Annotated in this window: 19 protein-coding genes, 2 tRNA genes and 1 riboswitch; of the genes, 10 read left to right on the forward strand and 11 right to left on the reverse strand. The window is 66.4% G+C overall.

The window, feature by feature from the left end; genetic code table 11:
• Positions 1 to 87 precede the first annotated feature (87 nt).
• The 7 genes from C4S70_RS06155 to thiC all read right to left on the reverse strand — a co-directional run bounded on the left by C4S70_RS06155 (position 88) and on the right by thiC (position 5,506).
• Positions 88 to 177 (reverse strand) — tRNA-Ser (locus C4S70_RS06155).
• Positions 178 to 508: 331 nt separating this feature from the next.
• A complete protein-coding gene (locus tag C4S70_RS06160) occupies positions 509 to 1,237 on the reverse strand; it encodes a hydroxymethylpyrimidine/phosphomethylpyrimidine kinase (RefSeq protein WP_104007448.1) in 729 nt (242 codons plus the stop codon).
• The gene (locus tag C4S70_RS06165) at positions 1,234 to 1,836 is read right to left on the reverse strand and encodes a thiamine phosphate synthase (protein WP_104007449.1); all 603 of its coding nucleotides are present in this window, start codon (positions 1,834 to 1,836) and stop codon (positions 1,234 to 1,236) included. The genes C4S70_RS06160 and C4S70_RS06165 overlap by 4 nt, the downstream gene beginning before the upstream one ends.
• 2 nt (positions 1,837 to 1,838) lie before the next feature.
• Positions 1,839 to 2,597 carry a thiazole synthase gene (locus tag C4S70_RS06170; RefSeq protein ID WP_104007252.1) on the reverse strand — a complete coding sequence of 253 codons (759 nt, stop codon included), beginning with the start codon at positions 2,595 to 2,597 and terminating at the stop codon, positions 1,839 to 1,841.
• Position 2,598: 1 nt separating this feature from the next.
• A complete protein-coding gene (gene thiS / locus C4S70_RS06175) occupies positions 2,599 to 2,796 on the reverse strand; it encodes a sulfur carrier protein ThiS (RefSeq protein ID WP_104007253.1) in 198 nt (65 codons plus the stop codon).
• Entirely contained in the window at positions 2,781 to 3,722 is a 942-nt protein-coding gene (locus C4S70_RS06180; RefSeq protein WP_104007254.1) for an FAD-dependent oxidoreductase, read from the reverse strand. The genes thiS and C4S70_RS06180 overlap by 16 nt, the downstream gene beginning before the upstream one ends.
• Positions 3,719 to 5,506: a phosphomethylpyrimidine synthase ThiC gene (thiC, locus tag C4S70_RS06185; RefSeq protein WP_104007255.1), complete on the reverse strand. Its 1,788-nt coding sequence runs from the start codon at positions 5,504 to 5,506 to the stop codon at positions 3,719 to 3,721. The genes C4S70_RS06180 and thiC overlap by 4 nt, the downstream gene beginning before the upstream one ends.
• Before the next feature lie 130 nt (positions 5,507 to 5,636).
• Positions 5,637 to 5,764, reverse strand: a riboswitch (TPP riboswitch).
• Positions 5,765 to 5,974: 210 nt separating this feature from the next.
• Between thiC and C4S70_RS06190 the strand changes: the two genes are divergently transcribed.
• The 3 genes from C4S70_RS06190 (at position 5,975) to C4S70_RS06200 (ending at position 7,539) form a co-directional block, all read left to right on the forward strand.
• On the forward strand, positions 5,975 to 6,304 hold the full coding sequence (locus C4S70_RS06190; protein WP_146064181.1) for a hypothetical protein: 330 nt from the start codon (positions 5,975 to 5,977) through the stop codon (positions 6,302 to 6,304).
• A gap of 122 nt (positions 6,305 to 6,426) precedes the next feature.
• A complete protein-coding gene (locus C4S70_RS06195; RefSeq protein ID WP_104007450.1) occupies positions 6,427 to 6,987 on the forward strand; it encodes a cupredoxin domain-containing protein in 561 nt (186 codons plus the stop codon).
• 78 nt (positions 6,988 to 7,065) lie between these two features.
• A complete protein-coding gene (locus C4S70_RS06200) occupies positions 7,066 to 7,539 on the forward strand; it encodes a c-type cytochrome (RefSeq protein WP_104007257.1) in 474 nt (157 codons plus the stop codon).
• A gap of 329 nt (positions 7,540 to 7,868) precedes the next feature.
• Here the strand turns inward: C4S70_RS06200 and C4S70_RS06205 are convergent, their stop codons facing one another.
• Both C4S70_RS06205 and C4S70_RS06210 read right to left on the reverse strand, forming a co-directional pair.
• Positions 7,869 to 8,909: a tyrosine-type recombinase/integrase gene (locus tag C4S70_RS06205; protein ID WP_235003741.1), complete on the reverse strand. Its 1,041-nt coding sequence runs from the start codon at positions 8,907 to 8,909 to the stop codon at positions 7,869 to 7,871.
• A gap of 120 nt (positions 8,910 to 9,029) precedes the next feature.
• On the reverse strand, positions 9,030 to 9,407 hold the full coding sequence (locus tag C4S70_RS06210; protein WP_104007451.1) for a rhodanese-like domain-containing protein: 378 nt from the start codon (positions 9,405 to 9,407) through the stop codon (positions 9,030 to 9,032).
• Between the two features lie 136 nt (positions 9,408 to 9,543).
• Between C4S70_RS06210 and C4S70_RS06215 the strand changes: the two genes are divergently transcribed.
• The 3 genes from C4S70_RS06215 to C4S70_RS06225 all read left to right on the forward strand — a co-directional run bounded on the left by C4S70_RS06215 (position 9,544) and on the right by C4S70_RS06225 (position 12,482).
• Complete coding sequence (locus C4S70_RS06215; RefSeq protein WP_104007259.1) at positions 9,544 to 10,815, forward strand: NAD(P)/FAD-dependent oxidoreductase; 1,272 nt, start codon at positions 9,544 to 9,546, stop codon at positions 10,813 to 10,815.
• Between the two features lie 26 nt (positions 10,816 to 10,841).
• On the forward strand, positions 10,842 to 11,594 hold the full coding sequence (locus C4S70_RS06220; RefSeq protein ID WP_104007260.1) for an SDR family NAD(P)-dependent oxidoreductase: 753 nt from the start codon (positions 10,842 to 10,844) through the stop codon (positions 11,592 to 11,594).
• Positions 11,595 to 11,825: 231 nt separating this feature from the next.
• Positions 11,826 to 12,482, forward strand: coding sequence for a TetR/AcrR family transcriptional regulator (locus C4S70_RS06225; RefSeq protein ID WP_160114848.1), 657 nt, complete (start codon positions 11,826 to 11,828; stop codon positions 12,480 to 12,482).
• Between the two features lie 11 nt (positions 12,483 to 12,493).
• Here the strand turns inward: C4S70_RS06225 and C4S70_RS06230 are convergent, their stop codons facing one another.
• Positions 12,494 to 13,177: a DnaA N-terminal domain-containing protein gene (locus C4S70_RS06230; protein WP_104007262.1), complete on the reverse strand. Its 684-nt coding sequence runs from the start codon at positions 13,175 to 13,177 to the stop codon at positions 12,494 to 12,496.
• A 524-nt stretch (positions 13,178 to 13,701) separates the two neighbouring features.
• Here C4S70_RS06230 and C4S70_RS06235 point away from each other — a divergent pair.
• Both C4S70_RS06235 and C4S70_RS06240 read left to right on the forward strand, forming a co-directional pair.
• Positions 13,702 to 15,033, forward strand: a complete 1,332-nt coding sequence (locus tag C4S70_RS06235) for an AAA family ATPase (RefSeq protein ID WP_104007263.1) — start codon at positions 13,702 to 13,704, stop codon at positions 15,031 to 15,033.
• A gap of 14 nt (positions 15,034 to 15,047) precedes the next feature.
• Positions 15,048 to 16,127, forward strand: a complete 1,080-nt coding sequence (locus tag C4S70_RS06240; RefSeq protein ID WP_104007264.1) for a ParB/RepB/Spo0J family partition protein — start codon at positions 15,048 to 15,050, stop codon at positions 16,125 to 16,127.
• Between the two features lie 62 nt (positions 16,128 to 16,189).
• Here the strand turns inward: C4S70_RS06240 and C4S70_RS06245 are convergent.
• Positions 16,190 to 16,265 (reverse strand) — tRNA-Thr (locus tag C4S70_RS06245).
• A 424-nt stretch (positions 16,266 to 16,689) separates the two neighbouring features.
• Between C4S70_RS06245 and C4S70_RS18470 the strand changes: the two genes are divergently transcribed.
• Entirely contained in the window at positions 16,690 to 16,839 is a 150-nt protein-coding gene (locus C4S70_RS18470) for an ABC transporter substrate-binding protein (protein WP_146064182.1), read from the forward strand.
• 105 nt (positions 16,840 to 16,944) lie between these two features.
• A complete protein-coding gene (locus C4S70_RS06250) occupies positions 16,945 to 17,718 on the forward strand; it encodes a transporter substrate-binding domain-containing protein (protein WP_235003742.1) in 774 nt (257 codons plus the stop codon).
• Positions 17,719 to 17,783: the final 65 nt, after the last annotated feature.

Below are 17,783 nucleotides of genomic sequence, written 5' to 3' on the forward strand. Positions count from 1 at the left end.
AAGGTGAACAGCCCATCGGCGTAACCCTTGAAAACAAGGGCAAAATTCCGGGCACGCTGAGGAAGAGAAAAATTCCGCGAAGGCAAGTGGCGGAGAGACAGGGATTCGAACCCTGGAGACGGTTTCCCGCCTACACGCGTTCCAGGCGTGCGCCTTCGACCACTCGGCCACCTCTCCGTGCGCTCGTATGTGCCGAAACTCGGCCACCTTTGCAAGTCCAATTGCACTGCGCCGGCGGTTGCCACATGATGAGGCGGGAACAAGTCATGACGCGCTCGTTGCCGGCCGAAAGCGCAACATGCCGCTTGCCAGGTCGAAACCGCACAGGACCACCGGGCGCCAACTTGCCTGCACAGCGCCGTTGCAAGCGCATGGGTCCATCCCGCAGCAGCCCTAGGAATTGCGACGCGCCGAACCGGGCAAAACGAAACCCACGTCACCGCGTCATCCGATTCGGTTCTCCATGGCCACCCCTGCCGGTCATCGCCAGAAGGATGGGCCTCATCGGCTAAATGCCGGATGCTGCCGCGAACGCAGTGCCGAGTGCTTGTCGCGCGACCGACACCGCACGGGCCAGCCCGTCCCCCGCAGCCAGACGCACCGCGGCGGCGGAGGCCAGCCGGCAGCCGGTGCCGCGCAGGCTGACCGGATGGCGCGGGCCCGAGAAGCGGATCGGATCGTCGGGCGCGGAACGTGGATAGAGCCGGTCTTCGCACCCCTCGCTCTGCGCATGGCCGCCCTTGAGCAGAACCGCTCCGCAGCCAAGCGCCAGAAGCGCGCGGATGCCCTGCGCCTCGGATCCATCCGCGCCCAGATGACGGGTGAGGCGCGCGAATTCCGGCAGGTTCGGAGTCAACAGCGTGGCGCGCGGGATCAGATGTTCGATCAGCGCGGTTATGCCGGCCGCGTCCAGCAGCGCCCGGCCGGAGCTGGCGGCCAGCACCGGATCGACGACCAGCGGGGCGCGCGGCAGAGAGCGGGCCACCGCGCGCACTGTTTCGGCATCGACCAGCATCCCCGTCTTGACCGCGCCCACGTCGCCGGCGGCGCGGATCTGGGCGGCGACGGTTTCGGGCGGAATCGGGTGGATCGCCTGCACCCCCCCATCCGTCTGCGCGGTGACCGCAGTGACCGCCGGGGCGGCCTCGGCTCCCAGGGCGGCGGCAGTGGCCACGTCACGTGAAAGCCCTGCCCCGCCGCTGGAATCGGTGCCGCCGATCAGCAGAACGCGGGTCATGGCGCGGCCTTGCGCGTGACGGCGATCCATTCGCGGCAGCGCGCCTCGGGGTCGGGGGCGGTGGCGATGTCGGTGACCACCGCCGCGCTGTCGGCCCCGGCCTCCAGCACCAGCGGCACCCGGTCGGGTGTGATGCCGCCGATGGCGACCAGCGGCACGGCCCCCGCGCGGCGTTTCCATTCGGTCACGCGCCCCAGCCCCTGCGGCCCCCATTTCATCCTTTTCAGAAGCGTCTGCCAGATCGGCCCCAGCGCGACATAGGCCGGATCGTGGGACAGCGCCCGCTCCAGTTCGGCCTCGTCATGGGTGGAAAGGCCAAACCGCACGCCCGCCCGCCGCAGAGCGGGGATGTCGGCGCCGTCCAGATCCTCCTGCCCCAGATGCACCCAGCCGATCCCGAGATCCAGCGCAAGCTGCCAGTCGTCGTTCAGGATCAGTGTCGCGCCATGCGCCGCGCAGATGTCGCGCGCGCGCAGTGCCTCGGCCCGGAGCGCTTCGGCCGCAAGGCCCTTGGCGCGCAGTTGCACCGTGCGCACGCCCAAAGGCACAAGCCGTTCGATCAGCCCCGCGTCACCGCAGATGAGATAGAAACGATCCAGCATCAGCCCAGTTCCGCCATGCCAAAGACCGGGGTCGAGGGCTGCGCCATGTCGCGGCGCGGCATCAGCCCGGCGGTATGCGCCATGCGGCCCGCCTCGACCGCGCGGGCAAAGGCGGCGGCCATGGCCACGGGGTCGTCGGCGCGCGCCACGGCGGTGTTCAAGAGCACCGCGTCGAACCCCATTTCCATCGCCCGCGCGGCATCGGACGGCGCGCCGATCCCGGCGTCGATCACCAGCGGCACGTCGGGGAAATGCGCCCGCATCGCGCGCAGGCCCTCGACGTTGCGCAACCCCTGGCCGGAGCCGATCGGCGCGCCCCACGGCATCAGCACGCGGCAGCCGACCTCGACCAGCTTTTCGCCAAGGATCAGGTCTTCGGTGGTATAGGGAAACACCTCGAAGCCGTCGGCGCAGAGCACCCGCGCCGCCTCGACCAGCGCAAACGGGTCGGGTTGCAGCGTGTCGGCATGGCCGATCACTTCGAGCTTGATCCAGGTCGTGCCGAACAGCTCGCGCGCCATTCGTGCGGTGGTGATCGCCTCGCGCGCGGTATGGCAGCCGGCAGTGTTGGGCAGGATGCGGCAGCCCGAATCCGCCAGGATCTGCCGGAACGCCGCGCCGTCCGGCCCCTCGCGGCGCAGGCTGACGGTAATGACGTCCGTGCCCGAGGCGGCGATCGCCTCGCGCAGCACCGCCGGAGAGGGATATTGCGCCGTGCCCAGCATCAGGCGCGATGTCAGCTCGATGCCATAGAACATCTCAGCCCCCCTGCATCGGGCGCAGCACCTCGACCCGGTCGCCGGGGTGCAGCGGGGTGGCCTCGCGGGCCTCGCGCGGGACGAAGTCGCCATTGAGCGCGGTGGCGACGCAGGCGGGGTCATGGCCGCGCTCGGCTAGCAGCGCCGAGAGGGTGGGCGCCTCTGTTTCGGTGAGACGTCCGTTCAACTCGATACGCATGGGGCAAGCTCCTGTTGCAATTCCTCGGCCAGGGCCTCGGCCAGCGCGGGGGCGGCCAGAAAGCCGTGGCGGTACATGCCGTTGAGGTGGATCCGCCCCCCGGTGCGGCGGATCGCGGGGATGTTGTCGGCAAAGGCGGGGCGCAGGCCGGCGCCGGTTTCGGTCACTTCGGCCTCGGCAAAGCCGGGGTGGACAGCGTAGGCCGCCGACAGCAGCTCCATCACCGCGCGCGCGGTAACCGGGCCGGGGCGGGCGCTTTCGACCATGGTGGCGCCGACCATGTAGTGCCCGCCGCCGCGCGGCACGATATAGCAGGGAAAGCGCGGATGCAGCAGCCGCACCGTGCGCGTGATCGCCACGTCGGGGGCGTAAAGCGCCAGCATCTCGCCCCGGACGGCGCGCAGGTCGGGCAGATGCGCGGCGGCGGCCATGCCGGTGCAATCGACGATCCGCCCCGCCGCCGGGCCGGGGTGAAAGCGCACGCCGCGCGCGACCAGCCGGTCGCGCAGGCGGGCAAGGGCCGCGCGCGGGTCCATATGCGCCTCGCTGGAAAAAAACAGGCCACGGGCGAAACGCCCCGCCAAATCGGGCTCCAGATCGCCGGGGTCGGCCCAGTCATGGCCCCGCGTGGCGCGGGCAAAGCGGCCCAGTTCCGCCGCGTCGCGCGCGGGCGCGACGACCAGCGTGCCGCGCCGGGTGACATCGGCGCCATGCGCCTCCCACCAATCCGCCGCGCCCAACCCCATTTGGACCACGGTTTCAGGCGCGGTTTCGCCCTCGCAGAACGGCGCCAGCATCCCGCCGGCCAGCCGCGAGGCCGGGTCGGGCGCGTCCTCGGGCTCAATCACCTCGACCGGCAGGCCGCGTTCGGCCAGCGCGGTGGCGGCGCAAAACCCCGCCACCCCGGCCCCCAGAACCGAGATCATTCCGCCGGCTCCTGCGCGGGGATGTAAAGGTCGCCGCCGTCGCGGTATTTCTCGGCCATTTCCTCCATGCCCTGCTGGCGATCGGCTTCGGCCCGGATGTCGTGGCTGATCTTCATCGAGCAGAATTTCGGCCCGCACATCGAGCAAAAATGCGCCAGCTTGTGCGCCTCTTTCGGCATGGTTTCGTCATGCATTTCGCGCGCGGTGTCCGGGTCGAGGCCAAGGTTGAACTGGTCCTCCCAGCGGAATTCGAACCGGGCGCGGCTGAGCGCGTCGTCGCGGATCTGCGCGCCGGAATGCCCCTTGGCCAGATCGGCGGCATGGGCGGCGAGCTTATAGGTGATGACGCCGGTTTTCACGTCGTCCCGGTCGGGCAGGCCCAGATGCTCCTTGGGCGTGACATAGCACAGCATCGCCGTGCCGAACCAACCGATCATCGCAGCACCGATGGCGCTGGTGATGTGGTCATAGCCCGGCGCTATGTCGGTGGTGAGCGGGCCAAGCGTGTAGAACGGCGCCTCGTGGCAGTGTTTCAGCTGCTCTTCGACATTGGCCTTGATCTTGTGCATCGGCACATGGCCGGGGCCCTCGATCATCACCTGGCAATCCTTGTCCCAGGCGATCTTGGTCAGCTTTCCCAGCGTGCGCAGCTCGGCGAACTGCGCCTCGTCATTGGCATCGGCGATCGAGCCGGGGCGCAGCCCGTCGCCAAGGGAGAAGCTCACGTCATAGGCGCGGGCGATGTCGCAGATCTCGTCGAAATGCTCATACAGGAAGGACTCGCGATGGTGATGCAGGCACCATTTGGCGATGATCGAGCCGCCCCGGCTGACGATCCCCGTCACCCGTTTCGCGGTCATCGGGATCATGTGCAGGCGCAGGCCCGCATGGATGGTGAAATAGTCCACCCCCTGTTCGGCCTGTTCGATCAGCGTGTCGCGGAAGATCTCCCAGGTCAGAGCCTCGGCCACGCCGCCCACCTTTTCCAGTGCCTGATACATGGGCACCGTGCCGATGGGGACGGGGCTGTTGCGGATGATCCATTCGCGGATGTTGTGGATGTTGCGCCCCGTCGAGAGGTCCATAACCGTATCCGCCCCCCAGCGGATCGCCCAGACCATCTTTTCCACCTCCTCGGCCATGCCCGAGGTGACGGCGGAATTGCCGATATTGGCGTTGACCTTCACCTTGAAGTTGCGGCCGATGATCATCGGTTCCAGCTCGGGGTGATTGATGTTGGCGGGGATGATGGCGCGGCCTGCGGCGATTTCCTGTCGCACGAATTCAGGCGTGACCAGATCCGGGATCTCGGCGCCAAAGGCTTCGCCGTCACGGGCATGGGCGGCGGTGCGGCGCTCGTTCTCGCGGATGGCGACGAATTCCATTTCCGGCGTGATGATGCCGGCGCGGGCATAGGCCAGCTGCGTCACCGCGCCCTTCGCCGCCCGCAAGGGGCGATGGGCAACCGGAAAGGCGGGCGCCAGCCGCGCGCCTTCGGCAAAGCCGTTGTCGGCGGGCGCGACCGGGCGGGGGTCGCATTCCTCCACCTCGCCGCGCTGGCGCAGCCATGCACCGCGCCAGCGCGGCAGCCCGCGGGCGATGTCGATCCGCGCTTCGGGATCGGTGTAGGGGCCGGAGCTGTCATAGACGGTCAGCGGCGGCTCGCCGGTCACGGCGATCTCGCGCATCGGCACGCGGATGTCGTGCATCTGCCCCACGACATGGGTCTTGCGCGACGCCGACAGCGGCCCGGTGGTAACGGTGGGGGTGGAATGGTCCTTCATCTCGGTCTCCTCTTGCGATGAGACCCAGAAGACGTCCTTTGCAGAAAGGGGCCGGTCCCGGCCCCGGATGCGCCGCCGCGCACGAATGGGCCGATCCGGCCCGAAAGGCCCGCCGCGTGAGCGCTTGTGGCGGAAATCCTCCCGGTCTTCCTACGCCAGTATCAACTGGGTCAGGTTCAAAGGGTCGCTTCACCGGGTTTCCCGAGGAAACCCCGTCGGCCTCTCAGTCCCCTGGGCGGGACTCCCCTGACTGGTCGGAAATATTCGGCGGCCGCGAGGCAATGTCAACCGCAAGGCAAAGGCGGCGGCACAGGAAAAAGCCTCCCGCATCCGGCCCGCGCGACCGGGCAACATTGGCAACATGCCTCCGGTCACGACTCTGAAGGCTGGCAGTTCGGCAAACATGCTGGCTTATCTTGCCGCGTTGCGGACAACGGGGCAGACTGAACCGTGGACAAACGGCATGGCATGGCAATCCTGAGGGCGGTTTTCGTCCTGGCCATCGTGGCGGTCGGCCTGCTCGTTCTGCCCGATCCCGCCAAGGCGCATGTCCATGACGGTTCCGCGTTCCACCCACCGGCACAGGAACTTGCCGACGCGGTTTCGCACGACTCGCTGGGTCATCCGGGACATTGCCACGACGGGCTGACCTGCGGCGCGATGCCCGGCCTGACCCAAACACTCGGAGCCCCGTCTTTCGATTGGCCGGCCCGCCGCTCGCGGCTTCCGGTTTCTCTCCAACTCACGGCAACGCCGCCGGGAATCGACCCGCCGCCGCTGCGCGCTCGCAGCCTCTGACCGACACCGCCCCGTTGTCGAAGGGCATGCGGGACGGATTCGTGCGCCACCCGGCAAAGGCGCGGTGAATCGTGAGAAAACGCCAGATCTGGCAAGAAATCTGTTATCGAAAGACCGAAACCATGAAGAAATGGACTGTTCGCGCGGCCGCCCTGGCCGCAATCATCACGCTGTCGCAGAACCCGGCGCTTGCCGGCGGATCCCATTCGGGCGGGCATGGCCACGGCGACGACCACCACGCGGCCGATATCGGCCGGCCCGGCAAGGCCGGCGATGTCGATCGCGTCATCAAGGTCAAGATGGGCGAGATGTTCTTTGACCCCGGCACCATCGAAGTGACCCGGGGCGAAACCATCCGCTTCGTCATCACCAACGCCGGCGAGTTCGTGCATGAATTCAACATCGGCACCGCCGAGATGCACAAGGCGCATGCCGGCGAAATGATCGAGATGATGGAGAAAGGCATTCTCCAGGCGGACCGGATCGACCATGACCGGATGATGAAATCGGGCATGGCCCATGACGACGCGGGCAGCGTGCTGCTGGAACCCGGCCAGAGCGCCGAAATCATCTGGACCTTCAGCGGCGACGCCGACCTGGAACTGAGCTGCAACCTGCCCGGCCACCGCGAAAGCGGGATGCGCGGGACCGTGAAGGCGCACAGAGGCGTCGGCAAATCCTGACGCCCGATGGTCGGGGGCGCGCGGCACCGTGCGTCCCCGGTCACGGGATCAAGATCGGACCGAAAGGATTTGAACCGGATGACCCGAAACACGACCGTTCTTGCCGGCGCCGCAATCGTTCTGGCCGCGGCCGGCATGTTCTACATCGCAGGCAGGAGTCCGCAGCCCTCGGGTCGCGCTCCGGACATTCAGGCCGGCCGTCTGCTCTACGCCGAGAATTGCGCCTCCTGCCACGGCGCCAATCTGGAAGGGCAACCGAACTGGCGCACGCCCCGACCGGACGGCACCTATCCCGCGCCGCCGCATGACGAAACCGGGCATACCTGGCATCACGGCGACGGGCTGCTGTTCGACTACACGAAACTGGGCGGACAGGAGATGCTGAAACGGATGGGCGCCGGTGACGCGAAAAGCGGCATGCCGGGCTTTGGCGACAGTCTGAGCGACGACCAGATCCGCGACATTCTCGCCTTCATCCAATCCACCTGGCCGGAGCGCGTGCGCGAAATCCAGGCTCAGCGCACCAGGGCGGAGCGGCAGAAAGGCAACTGAGACAAAGCCGCCCCCATCGACTTCGCCGTGGCGGCGATCTTCGCCTGCGCCGCCAACCGCGGCGGGACTGCCCTCTGCACAGATGGAGCCGGGCAGGTTGGCGCAGGGGCCGAAATCGTGGCCGTCGGCTTTGACTTCGGTCGCGCGGAGCCCGGTCTTTTCCGTCACCAGTGCACGGGCAGTGCGCGCCATGCGACCGCAGGGCATGATTTTGCCCGGCCCGCGGAAACATGCGCGGAAGCCGGGTCATCGGGACATAAGTGACAAATGCGGCGTGGCGCCGGCCAATAACGCGAATGACGACCGGGCGAGCGCCCCCCTGCCCCGCCTCAATCCAGCAGATCGGTCGCTGGATTGTCGGTCAATTCCACATCGTCGTAATACCGCTGCGCCTGCGCCATCGACCGATGCAGCGACAGCCGCATCGCCGCCTGAATCGGCGCCCCGTCCAGCGCCGCCTGGGTCAGAAACCCCGACCGCAGCCCGTGCGGAGAGGCAAAGCCCCGCGGATACCCCGCCAGTTCCAGCCGCCGCCGCACGATCTGATGGATCGCCTCCGGGGTCAGCCGCCGCTTCAACGGCCGGTCGGCCCGCGACACCGGCCGAAACAGCGGTCCCTCCTCGATCCCGGCCACCTCGATCCAGTGCACCAGGGCCCGCGCCGCCCGCCCCTTCAGCACCAGCCGGGGCGTCTCCCCCTTCTGGGTGGTCTTGGTCTCGACCAGAGAGATCCACGCCACGCCCTTGGGCTCGAACTCGCGCAGATCGACGTCCTCGCGCATCAGCCCGGCGATCTCGGACCGCCGCCGACCGCCCGAGGCCCAGCCCAGCAGCAGGATCGCCCGGTCGCGGCAGTCGCGAACCGATCCACGGCAGGTGTCCAGCATCCGCATCAGCACCTCGCGCGTGATCGGGTTCTTCGACTTCGGTGCCGGGGCCCGGGCCGCCGCCCGGCGCGCCTTGGCCCGCGCCTGACGCACCAGCGGCGCCTCGAAAGGGTTGGGCAGGTTGCGCATCCGATGAAAGGCGCGCCAGGACGCGATCCGCCGATCCAGCGTCGATGGCGCGGGGCATTCCAGCCCCCGCCGCAAACCGCGCGCAATCAGCTCTTCGGCGACCAGGCGCGGCCGATCATCCTCGGGCGCATCCCGCAGATCGCGCGCATGATCCAAAATGAAGGCCAGCGCCACATCCTCCCGCTCGGGCCATTCCAGCGCCGCGCCGAACCGCGCCGCCTTCCACGCGGTGATATAGATCAGATCGCGCTCATACGCCCGCAGCGTGTTTTCGGGCGTGCCCCGCACATAGAGATCCGTCAACGCCTCGTGATCGGCCTCCGACAGCATCGGCGGGGTCGCGGGAACTGGCATGGACGGCGGCTTCATGGCGCAAGTGTGACCGAATTTCCCACCCCGCACAACGTCCTTCATCTTGCCCCAAATACTCCGGGGGAGCCGCCGCAGGCGGCGGGGGCAGCGCCCCCCGATCGGCTAGCCGCGGGCGCGCGGCTCCAGGCTCTCGACCGGCCCGCCCTTGCGAACCCAGTCCGAAAACCCGTGCCTGAGATGCGCGGCCTCGAACCCCATGTCCTGCAACAGCGCGGCCGACAGGGCCGACCGCCAGCCGCTGGCACAATGGAACACGAACCGCCGATCCTGCCCGAACACCTCCTTGAAATAGGGACTGGCCGGATCGACCCAGAATTCCAGCATCCCGCGCGGACAATGAAAGCTCCCCGGGATGACACCGTCCCGCTGGCGTTCGCGAATGTCGCGGATGTCCACGAACACCAAGTCCGCATCCTCCATCATCGCGATCGCGTCTTCGGTCTCGATTTCCTCGATCCGGGCGCGGGCGGCCTCGACCATGGCCGCGACGGTGGTGGTCAGTGCGGGACGGGGCACTCCAACCTCGTTTCGTTATTTGGAACAAACTATACACATATTGACACGCCGTCTCGCTCCCGGCAAGGTAAAACGTGCAATCGTGCTCGGGATGACTGCCATGACTCACACCGACCCGATCTCGCTCTGGGACACATCCGCCGCCGAACCCGACCCTTTCGGCCCGCTGGACGGCGACGTTTCCACTGACGTGGCGATCGTCGGGGGCGGGTTCACCGGGCTCTCGACCGCGCTTCACTGCGCGCGGCACGGGCTCTCGGCCCATGTGATCGAGGCGCACCGGATCGGCCACGGCGGATCAGGGCGCAACGTCGGCCTCGTGAATGCCGGCCTGTGGCTTCCGCCGCAGGATGTCTTTGCCCTGCTGGGCAGGGGCCGCGGCCGGGCGCTGATCGACACGCTGGGCGAGATGCCGGCCCGCGTGTTCGACCTGATCGACCGATACGGCATCGACTGCGAGGCCACCCGAACCGGCACGATCCACGCCGCCCATTCGCCCAAGGGCTTCGACGACCTCGCCCGCCGCGCCGAAGGCTGGGCCGAACTGGGTGCCCCGGTCGATCTGCTGGACGCCCGCCAGACCGCGGAAAAGACCGGCACCACGCGGTTCTTCGGCGGCCTGCTGGACCACCGCGCCGGAATGATCAACCCGATGGGCTATGCGCGCGGCCTCGCCCGCGCCGCCGCGACCGAGGGCGCGGCGATCTCGACCCGCAGCCCGGTGCGGCGGCTCGACCGGCAGGGCGACTGCTGGCGGCTGGTTACCGACCGGGGCACCGTCACGGCGCGCCGCGTCGTTCTGGCCACGAACGCCTACACGGACGATCTGTGGCCCGGCCTGCGCCGAACCTTCACGATGATCCACTTCTTCCAGGTGGCGACCGAACCGCTGGGCGAGCGTGCCGCGACCATCCTGCCCGAACGCCAGGGTCTGTGGGACACCGCCCCGGTGATGCTCTCGCTGCGCCGGGACGCGTTCGGACGCCTCGTCATCGGCTCGATGGGCGCGGTGCTGGGCGGCGGCGCGGGGCTGTCGCGCCGCTGGGCCGCGCGGACGCTGGCGCGGCTCTTTCCCGATCTCGGCCCGGTCGGATTTCAGGATGCCTGGCACGGCCAGATCGCCATGACCCCCGACCATCTGTTCCGCATTCACCGGCTGGCCGATGGGCTCTATACCCCCATCGGCTATAACGGGCGGGGCATCACCACCGGAACCCTGTTCGGCCAGGCCCTCGCCGAGCTGTTCGCGGGCGGCGACGAAACCGCCCTGCCCGTCCCCGTCACGGACCCGCGCCCAGTGCCCGGCCGGACACTGCGCACCGGGTTTTATCACGCCGCCTTTGCCTTCAACCAGCTGCTCAAGAGCCTTTGACACAGGCCCCACCAAGGAGAAAGCCCATGACTGATCGTCCCGTCGCCCTTGTCACCGGCGCCGCGCAGGGCATCGGCCTGGCCTGCGCTCAGGTTCTGGGCGAGAACGGACACCGGGTCGTTCTGGCCGACATCAAGGCGGACGCCGTGACCGACGCCGCCCGGTCGCTGGGAGATGGACATGCGGGCCTGGCCTGCGACATGGCGGACGCGCGGCAGATTTCGGACCTGTTCGACCGCGTAGAGACTGATTTCGGGCCGGTCCGGGTGCTGGTCAACAACGCGGGCATCGCCTTGCCGGGAGACTTTCTGACCTACAGCGCCGAGGACTTCCGCAAGGTGCTGGACGTGAACCTGACGGGTGTGTTTCTCGCCTCGCAACGGGCGGCCCGCACGATGGTCGAACGCGGCATCGACGGCGCGATCGTCAACATGTCCTCGATCAACGCCGTGGTGGCGATCCCCGCGATCCCGGCCTATTGCGCCTCCAAGGGCGGCGTGATGCAGTTGACCAAGGCGATGGCACTGGCGCTGGCCCCGAACGGCATCCGGGTGAACGCGGTCGGCCCCGGCAGCATCGATACCGAAATGATGGCCGGCGTGAATGCCAACCCCGAGGCTTTCAGGGCCGCCATGTCGCGCACCCCTCTGAAACGCCCCGGCACCCCGCGCGAGATCGCCGAGGTGGTGGCCTTTCTCGCCTCGGACAAGGCCAGCTACATCACCGGCGAGACAATCTATGTGGATGGCGGTCGGCTGGCGCTGAACTACACCTGTTGAACGGCAGGCTGTCCCGCGCCGGCTGCAACGTCGAATTTCGGCATTTATACGACACAGTAACGGTATTTTTCCGATTATTGTTTCGGAATAGCAAACAATAACCATATCATCCCGACCTGGTCCGGGCGCAGGACTCGGCTCGGACGAAGCATCCTGACTTGACGCGTGGCCGGCGCGATGCGATGCCGGAATTATCGAACCCGCGGGTTTTGCCTTGGTTGGGAGACGCCGATGCAGATGGCACCATCGTCGCCGCGCGGTCGCCGTCGGGCGGCCGGCACCGATCCGGCCAAGCGCGCACAGATCCTGACCGGCGCGGCCCGCGTGTTCATGCGCGACGGATATGAGACCGCCAATGTCGGCGCCATCGCGGCCGAAGCCGGCGTGTCCAAGGGCACGCTCTATGTCTATTTCGACGACAAGCTCGACCTGTTCGTCGCGGTCATCCATGCCATTCGCGACAAGTTCTTCGGCGAGCTCGAGGCCGAACTGGCCCGCCCCGGCCCCCTGCCCGACCGGCTGCGGCGCTTTGGCCGGCTTATGGTGCGGATCGTCACGTCCGACGACGTGATCCGAACCCATCGCGTGATGCTGGGCGCGCTGGAAAAGGCGCCCGAATTGGGCGCGGAATTCGCCGAGGGTATGGCCAAGGGGCAGTCGATCCTGTGCGCGGCACTGCAAGCGGCGATCGACACCGGCCAGTTGCGCATCGGGGACGTGGATCTGGCCTGCAACCAGTTCTTCGAACTCTGTCAGGCAGGGCTGTTCCGCAAGCGCCTGTTGGGAGTGATGGTCGATGAGCCATCCGGGGAAGAGATCGCCAGGCTGGTCGATTCGGCGGTGGACATGTTCCTGGACCACTACGGAACCCCTCGGTCCCGAGACTAACCCCGAGCCGCTCATGCGGTGATCACGACCTGGGCGACGGTGTCATCCACCGCCTGGCAGGCCGCCAGCACCCGCCCGGCCAGATGCGTTTCCACATAGGCGGCATGGAACCGGCTCGGGGCGATCAACGTCAGCCGCCCCCCTGCCCTTTCGCCGCGCTCCAGCGCGCGGATCCACGAACCATAGACCGATGGATCCTCGGCATGCAGCACCGCCTTTGCCAGCGCCCATTCGTCGCCCTTGCCGATGTCCGGAGGCGGCACTTCGCCGCGCACCGGCAGCGGCACCACGCGGCTGTCGGGTTCGGGCTGGCCCTTCATGCGATATTCGAAATCCGGCCCGACCGCGGCCCAGATTCCGCGCGTGTCCTCAAGGATGCGGTCGATGTCGAGCCCGTATTCGCTGACCCGGCCCCGCGCGCCCTGCCGTTTGACGACAAGCCAACCCCAGCCGCGCAACTTGGCCATCTCGCGTTTGACGGTGCGCTCGTCCACGGACCACATCCGTGCAATCTCGCGCTGGCCGACGGCAAGTTCATCGCGCGCCCAGTTGTAGCGCGCGGTGACCAGCGTGATGAGGCGAAGCACGGTTTTCTGCGTCGCCTTGGGCTGAGACAAGGCAAACGCCCCCATAGCCGTGAGCAGGTCATACTTGCGCGCCGCCGCTCCGCGTCCTGTCAGTCTGGGGTTCAACATGCCGCTCTCGTTTCCTTTCGACGCAATGAGAGATCCGGAGTATCCTTGATCCTCAATGCCCTGACTGCCTCGTCTGGCTCTGTCCGGCCAGTTTTCTGTTCGGGTTCGGCGAGAAAGCCAACGCTTTTCGTCCGATGAATTGAATTAGCGTCCTGCGGTTCGATTCTGTCAAGCACGGTGACGCGTCGAGGCGCGAAATTTCAATTCCAGAATGAATTGATCCCGGTTGTATTGGTATTGGGTGACACTCTGTATGACCCCTAATGCGGCAGAAATGTCCCCTATTGAGGTCTTTTCGCAGCGCATCCGTCCCATTATCGGGGAGCGGGTCGAAAAGTGGGGGCGTTCGTGGCGCTTGGCTGATGCTGAGCTTTGTCTCCGAGGAAAAAACGTTTAAAAACAATGCTGTCCCCGTGGGGACGCTGGTCGGTTGTCGCAGTAAAATTCGCCTTTGCCTTCTTTTGGCTTTCCGCGTAAATCTGAGTTGAGCAGGAATTTACGTTGGAACGGAGGCAGGCCGAATCATGTTCGATCACCGCGACCTGGCGCAACTTCAGGCCCAATCGCTGAAAATGCAGGGCTGGATTCGCCGACAGACATTCTCGCCGGAGATGGAGAAAACGCTTCGCCGGTTCTCGAGCTGGGAACTGGCCGAGCTGATCCTGAAGGTGAACCAATCGACCCTGCGGGGACGGCTTGCCGCCGATCCCACGCTGCCCCAGGGCACGGTCGAGGAGGACGGGCGTCAGCGCTGGTATACGCTGGACGAGATCAACGAGATCCGCCGGCGGCTGAAGATCAACCGCCGTTCGTTGATGCCCTATCGGCCGGCGGGCAAGCGTGCGATCCGTGCCGCGATCGCCAATTTCAAGGGGGGTGCGGGCAAGTCCACCGTGGCGCTGCACTTCGCCCATGCCGCCGCGCTCGAGGGGTATCGCGTGCTGGCAGTGGATTTCGATCCGCAGGCGACGCTCAGCCATTCGATGGGGCTGACCGACGTGGACGAGGAGTTCACCGTCTGGGGCATCATGGCGCGGGACCTGATAGCCGAGACTGAAAGGATGAACGACGCGATCTCCGGTGCGGAAAGTGGTGCCGCCCTGCCCCGCCGGCGTCTGCCCGAATCCATCACGGGCATGGGTCTGGACGGGTTGCGCAACTCCGATTTCATCAAGCCGACCAGTTGGCCAACGATCGACCTGATCCCATCCTGCGCCAACGCGGCCTTTGTCGAATTCGCCAGCGCGCAATACCGGCACCTGAACCCGGAATGGTCCTTCTTTGCCGCTGTGTCGCGTTTCCTGGACGGGCTGTCGGACGACGCCTATGACATCGTGATCTTCGATTGCCCGCCGGCGATCGGCTATCAGTCAATGAATGCGGTCTTTGCGGCGGACGTGCTGTATATCCCGTCCGGGCCCGGCTATTGGGAATACGATTCCACTACGTCCTTCATCGGGCAGCTGTCCGAGGCGCTGGAAGATCTGGCGCGGTTTTCGTCCACTGTCCCCGCGGGGACAATGCGGTTGCCCAAGGCGTTCCACGACATCCGGTTCCTGCTGACCCGGTTCGAGCCGTCGAACGATCTGCACCGCGCGATGCAGTCAGCCTTTGGCAAGGTTTTTGGCGACAGGGTGACGCAACACCCGATCGAGATGACCCGCGCGGTCGAACAGTCCGGGCGGTTCCTCAGCTCGATCTACGAAATCGACTATCGCGACATGACGCGGGAAACCTGGCGGCGGGCGCGGGCGTCCTTTGATCGCGCGTACGAGGAGTTTCGCGACAACCTGATCGCCGCGTGGGACAAGCTGGACGAAGAGCGGCCCGCGACGCTGGAGCTTGAGGCCGGATGAAAAGGGCAGGGGACATGAGCAAGAGACGCATTTTCGATATCGACTTTCCCGAGGACGTGCCCGAGAGCGCACCCGCGGGCGAGCCGCCGCGCGAGCACCGGCGCGGGCCGATGGCCGCGGCGATCACCGAGAACGCCGAGGCGCTGCGCGCGCGGCAGGAGGCCGAAGCGCGGATTCGCGCGGAGAACGATCGGCTGGCGCATGAGCATGTCCGGCTGAAGAAGGCGGGGCTGATCACCGATCTGGTTCCGATCGACGCGATCCGCACCGACAAACTGACCCGCGACCGCAAGCCGGGGCGTGATACGGACCTGGACGAGCTGAAGGCCTCGATCCGCGAGGTGGGCTTGTCGAACCCGATCCGCGTCGAAGCGGACGGGCAGGGCGGCTATGAGCTGATCCAGGGTTATCGCCGCCTGACCGCGTATCGCGAGCTTTACGAGGAAACGGGCGAAGACCGCTTTGCCACGATTCCGGCCGGGCTGGTGGCGCATGGCGAGGCGCTTGAGACGCTGTATCGGCGGATGGTGGACGAAAACCTGGTGCGCCGGGACGTGTCCTTTGCCGAAATGGCGCAGCTCGTGCTGGCCTATGCCCGGGATCCCGAAACCAAGGCGGAAACCGTTGACGAGGCGCTGACGGCGCTGTTCGGATCAGCGTCCCGGCAAAAGCGCAGCTATATCCGGCATTTCGTGACCGTGATCGAGGCGCTGGGGTCGCATCTGAAGTTCCCCGAGGCGATCCCGCGCGCACTGGGGTTGCAGCTTGAGAAACGGATCAGCCACGAACCGGGCGCAGCGGCGCGGATCCGGGCGGCGCTGACAGCAAGTTTTGCGGCGACGGCCGAGGCGGAGCTGGAGGTGCTGAAGGCGCAGGCGCAGCCGCCGCGCGCACCGGCGCCTGCATCGCCCAGGCCGACGGCGCGCCCCACCGGCAAGACGACATTTCGGCAGCAGGTTCGGGGCGGGTCGGTGCGGTGTCTGGCCGCTGAGGGCCGGATAGAGATGCGGACGGATCGTGATTTTTCGGCGGTCGAGCGCCAGCGGCTCGAGGCTGCGGTGGCGGCTTTCTTTCGGACGCTGGACGAGGCCTGAAAAACTTTTGAAAATCAACCCTGTCCCCGCGGGGACAGGGGGGTGGCGGTCATGAGATCTGGTGGTGCCGGCAGAGGGACTCGAACCCCCGACCCCGAGATTACAAATCACGTGCTCTACCAGCTGAGCTATACCGGCATGACGCTGACGGTTTAGTCCAGCCGCCGCAGAAGCGCAATCGGGTTGTCGCATGATGTAGCGCCTGAGGCACTTGGTTTGACCGGCTCGGGAAGTGATTTGATTGATGGGCGGGGGCAGCATGCCACACCCGTCGCATGTCCCGTCCCTGCGGGTCAATTTGGTGCAAAATGCAATTTTCGATAAGTTCATCTTATCGTGATTGACAGGGCAAACTCATTGGTGGCGAAGTGGTGCGCAAAACTACAGAATAATGCACGTTATAGTAAGAGAGGCGCTAATTGAGCGCCGAAACCGGAGATCGAGCCGTCATGAAAGACGCCAGAACATGAATCGCGGAAGTTCGCTGACGAAACGATTTCCGCGAAGGTGATGGCGGAAGCGGCGTGCAGAGGGACGACAAACCGGACCTCCTGTCGCAAAGATGCCTGAGGAGGCGGTCCGCATTACCGCCACGTTCGCCGAGAAATATCCCAACACAGTGTTGGCCATCGTCAAGGTGCTGAGCCGCGCCGCCACCTGGCGTGACCAGAACGATAACGCCAACTGGTCCGGGCGTCTTCGGTTCTGCTGACATCAAACGGGGTTTCGCGGCGCGATGCAAAAGTCGCTTGCCAATCGGATCCAATTTCCAATTTGCAACCCTCGACACCACATTGCCACGAAAGGGAGGACAGCGATGAAACGGATACTCTTGGCCGCCGCCATCAGCCTGGCGGGATCCGTGACGGCACTTGCCGACACGCTTGACGACGTCATCGACCGCAGCACCCTGCGCTGTGGGGTGGTGCTCGATTTTCCGCCGATCGGCTTTCGCGACCAGAACAACGAACCCACCGGCTTTGACGTCGAATACTGCAAGGATCTGGCCGCCGCGCTCGACGTCGAGGTCGAGATCATCCCCGTCACCTGGGCCGAGCGGCTGCCGCTGATCGTCACCGGCCGCGGCGACGTGGTGTTCGGCGCCACATCGGACACGCTGGAACGGGCCAAGACGGTCGGCTTCTCGATCCCCTACGCGGTCTATTTCGCCCAGATGGTGGTCAACAAGAACAGCGGCATCACCTCGTTCGAGGATTTGCGAGGCAAGAAGATCGCCGCTGCCGTCGGCACCGTGCCCGAGCAGGAATGGCTCAAGATCGCCAAGCAGTGGGGCGAGGAGGGCAACTATCAGGGCTACCAGTCCGAAAATGAGGTATTCCTCGCCGTGGCCCAGGGCAAAGCCGATGCCGGCATCACCACGAACACCGCCGTGCCCGCTGTGGTGGCAAAGTTCGACACGCTGGAGACCGGCCCGCGCATGCCCTGGCAGGCGGACTATACCTCGGTGGTGGGGCCGCGCCACGACGTAACCTGGCTGAACTACCTCAACCTCTTTGTCAGCCGTCAGGTGCGATCGGGCCGCTACGCGGAGTTGTGGCGGAAATATGTGGGGGCGATGCACCCGACCTGACCGTGCCCGGCGTCTACTACTGAGCCCCGACAAGCTGCGTGCCGAGCGGCGCGCCTGCCGCCGCC

The organism is Jhaorihella thermophila (assembly GCF_900108275.1).
Classification (GTDB): domain Bacteria; phylum Pseudomonadota; class Alphaproteobacteria; order Rhodobacterales; family Rhodobacteraceae; genus Jhaorihella; species Jhaorihella thermophila.

Bases quoted from the DNA above. Each gene is read 5' to 3' on its own strand.
- C4S70_RS06220 (WP_104007260.1), top strand. From the start codon at position 10,842: ATGACTGATCGTCCCGTCGCCCTTGTCACCGGCGCCGCGCAGGGCATC.
- C4S70_RS06160 (WP_104007448.1), bottom strand. From the start codon at position 1,237: ATGACCCGCGTTCTGCTGATCGGCGGCACCGATTCCAGCGGCGGGGCA.
- C4S70_RS06210 (WP_104007451.1), bottom strand. From the start codon at position 9,407: ATGGTCGAGGCCGCCCGCGCCCGGATCGAGGAAATCGAGACCGAAGAC.
- C4S70_RS06205 (WP_235003741.1), bottom strand. From the start codon at position 8,909: ATGCCAGTTCCCGCGACCCCGCCGATGCTGTCGGAGGCCGATCACGAG.
- C4S70_RS06195 (WP_104007450.1), top strand. From the start codon at position 6,427: ATGAAGAAATGGACTGTTCGCGCGGCCGCCCTGGCCGCAATCATCACG.
- C4S70_RS06200 (WP_104007257.1), top strand. From the start codon at position 7,066: ATGACCCGAAACACGACCGTTCTTGCCGGCGCCGCAATCGTTCTGGCC.
- C4S70_RS06235 (WP_104007263.1), top strand. From the start codon at position 13,702: ATGTTCGATCACCGCGACCTGGCGCAACTTCAGGCCCAATCGCTGAAA.
- C4S70_RS06230 (WP_104007262.1), bottom strand. From the start codon at position 13,177: ATGTTGAACCCCAGACTGACAGGACGCGGAGCGGCGGCGCGCAAGTAT.
- C4S70_RS06240 (WP_104007264.1), top strand. From the start codon at position 15,048: ATGAGCAAGAGACGCATTTTCGATATCGACTTTCCCGAGGACGTGCCC.
- C4S70_RS06190 (WP_146064181.1), top strand. From the start codon at position 5,975: ATGGCAATCCTGAGGGCGGTTTTCGTCCTGGCCATCGTGGCGGTCGGC.
- C4S70_RS06180 (WP_104007254.1), bottom strand. From the start codon at position 3,722: ATGATCTCGGTTCTGGGGGCCGGGGTGGCGGGGTTTTGCGCCGCCACC.
- C4S70_RS06170 (WP_104007252.1), bottom strand. From the start codon at position 2,597: ATGTTCTATGGCATCGAGCTGACATCGCGCCTGATGCTGGGCACGGCG.
- C4S70_RS06225 (WP_160114848.1), top strand. From the start codon at position 11,826: ATGCAGATGGCACCATCGTCGCCGCGCGGTCGCCGTCGGGCGGCCGGC.
- C4S70_RS06250 (WP_235003742.1), top strand. From the start codon at position 16,945: ATGAAACGGATACTCTTGGCCGCCGCCATCAGCCTGGCGGGATCCGTG.
- C4S70_RS06215 (WP_104007259.1), top strand. From the start codon at position 9,544: ATGACTCACACCGACCCGATCTCGCTCTGGGACACATCCGCCGCCGAA.
- thiC (WP_104007255.1), bottom strand. From the start codon at position 5,506: ATGAAGGACCATTCCACCCCCACCGTTACCACCGGGCCGCTGTCGGCG.
- thiS (WP_104007253.1), bottom strand. From the start codon at position 2,796: ATGCGTATCGAGTTGAACGGACGTCTCACCGAAACAGAGGCGCCCACC.
- C4S70_RS18470 (WP_146064182.1), top strand. From the start codon at position 16,690: ATGCCTGAGGAGGCGGTCCGCATTACCGCCACGTTCGCCGAGAAATAT.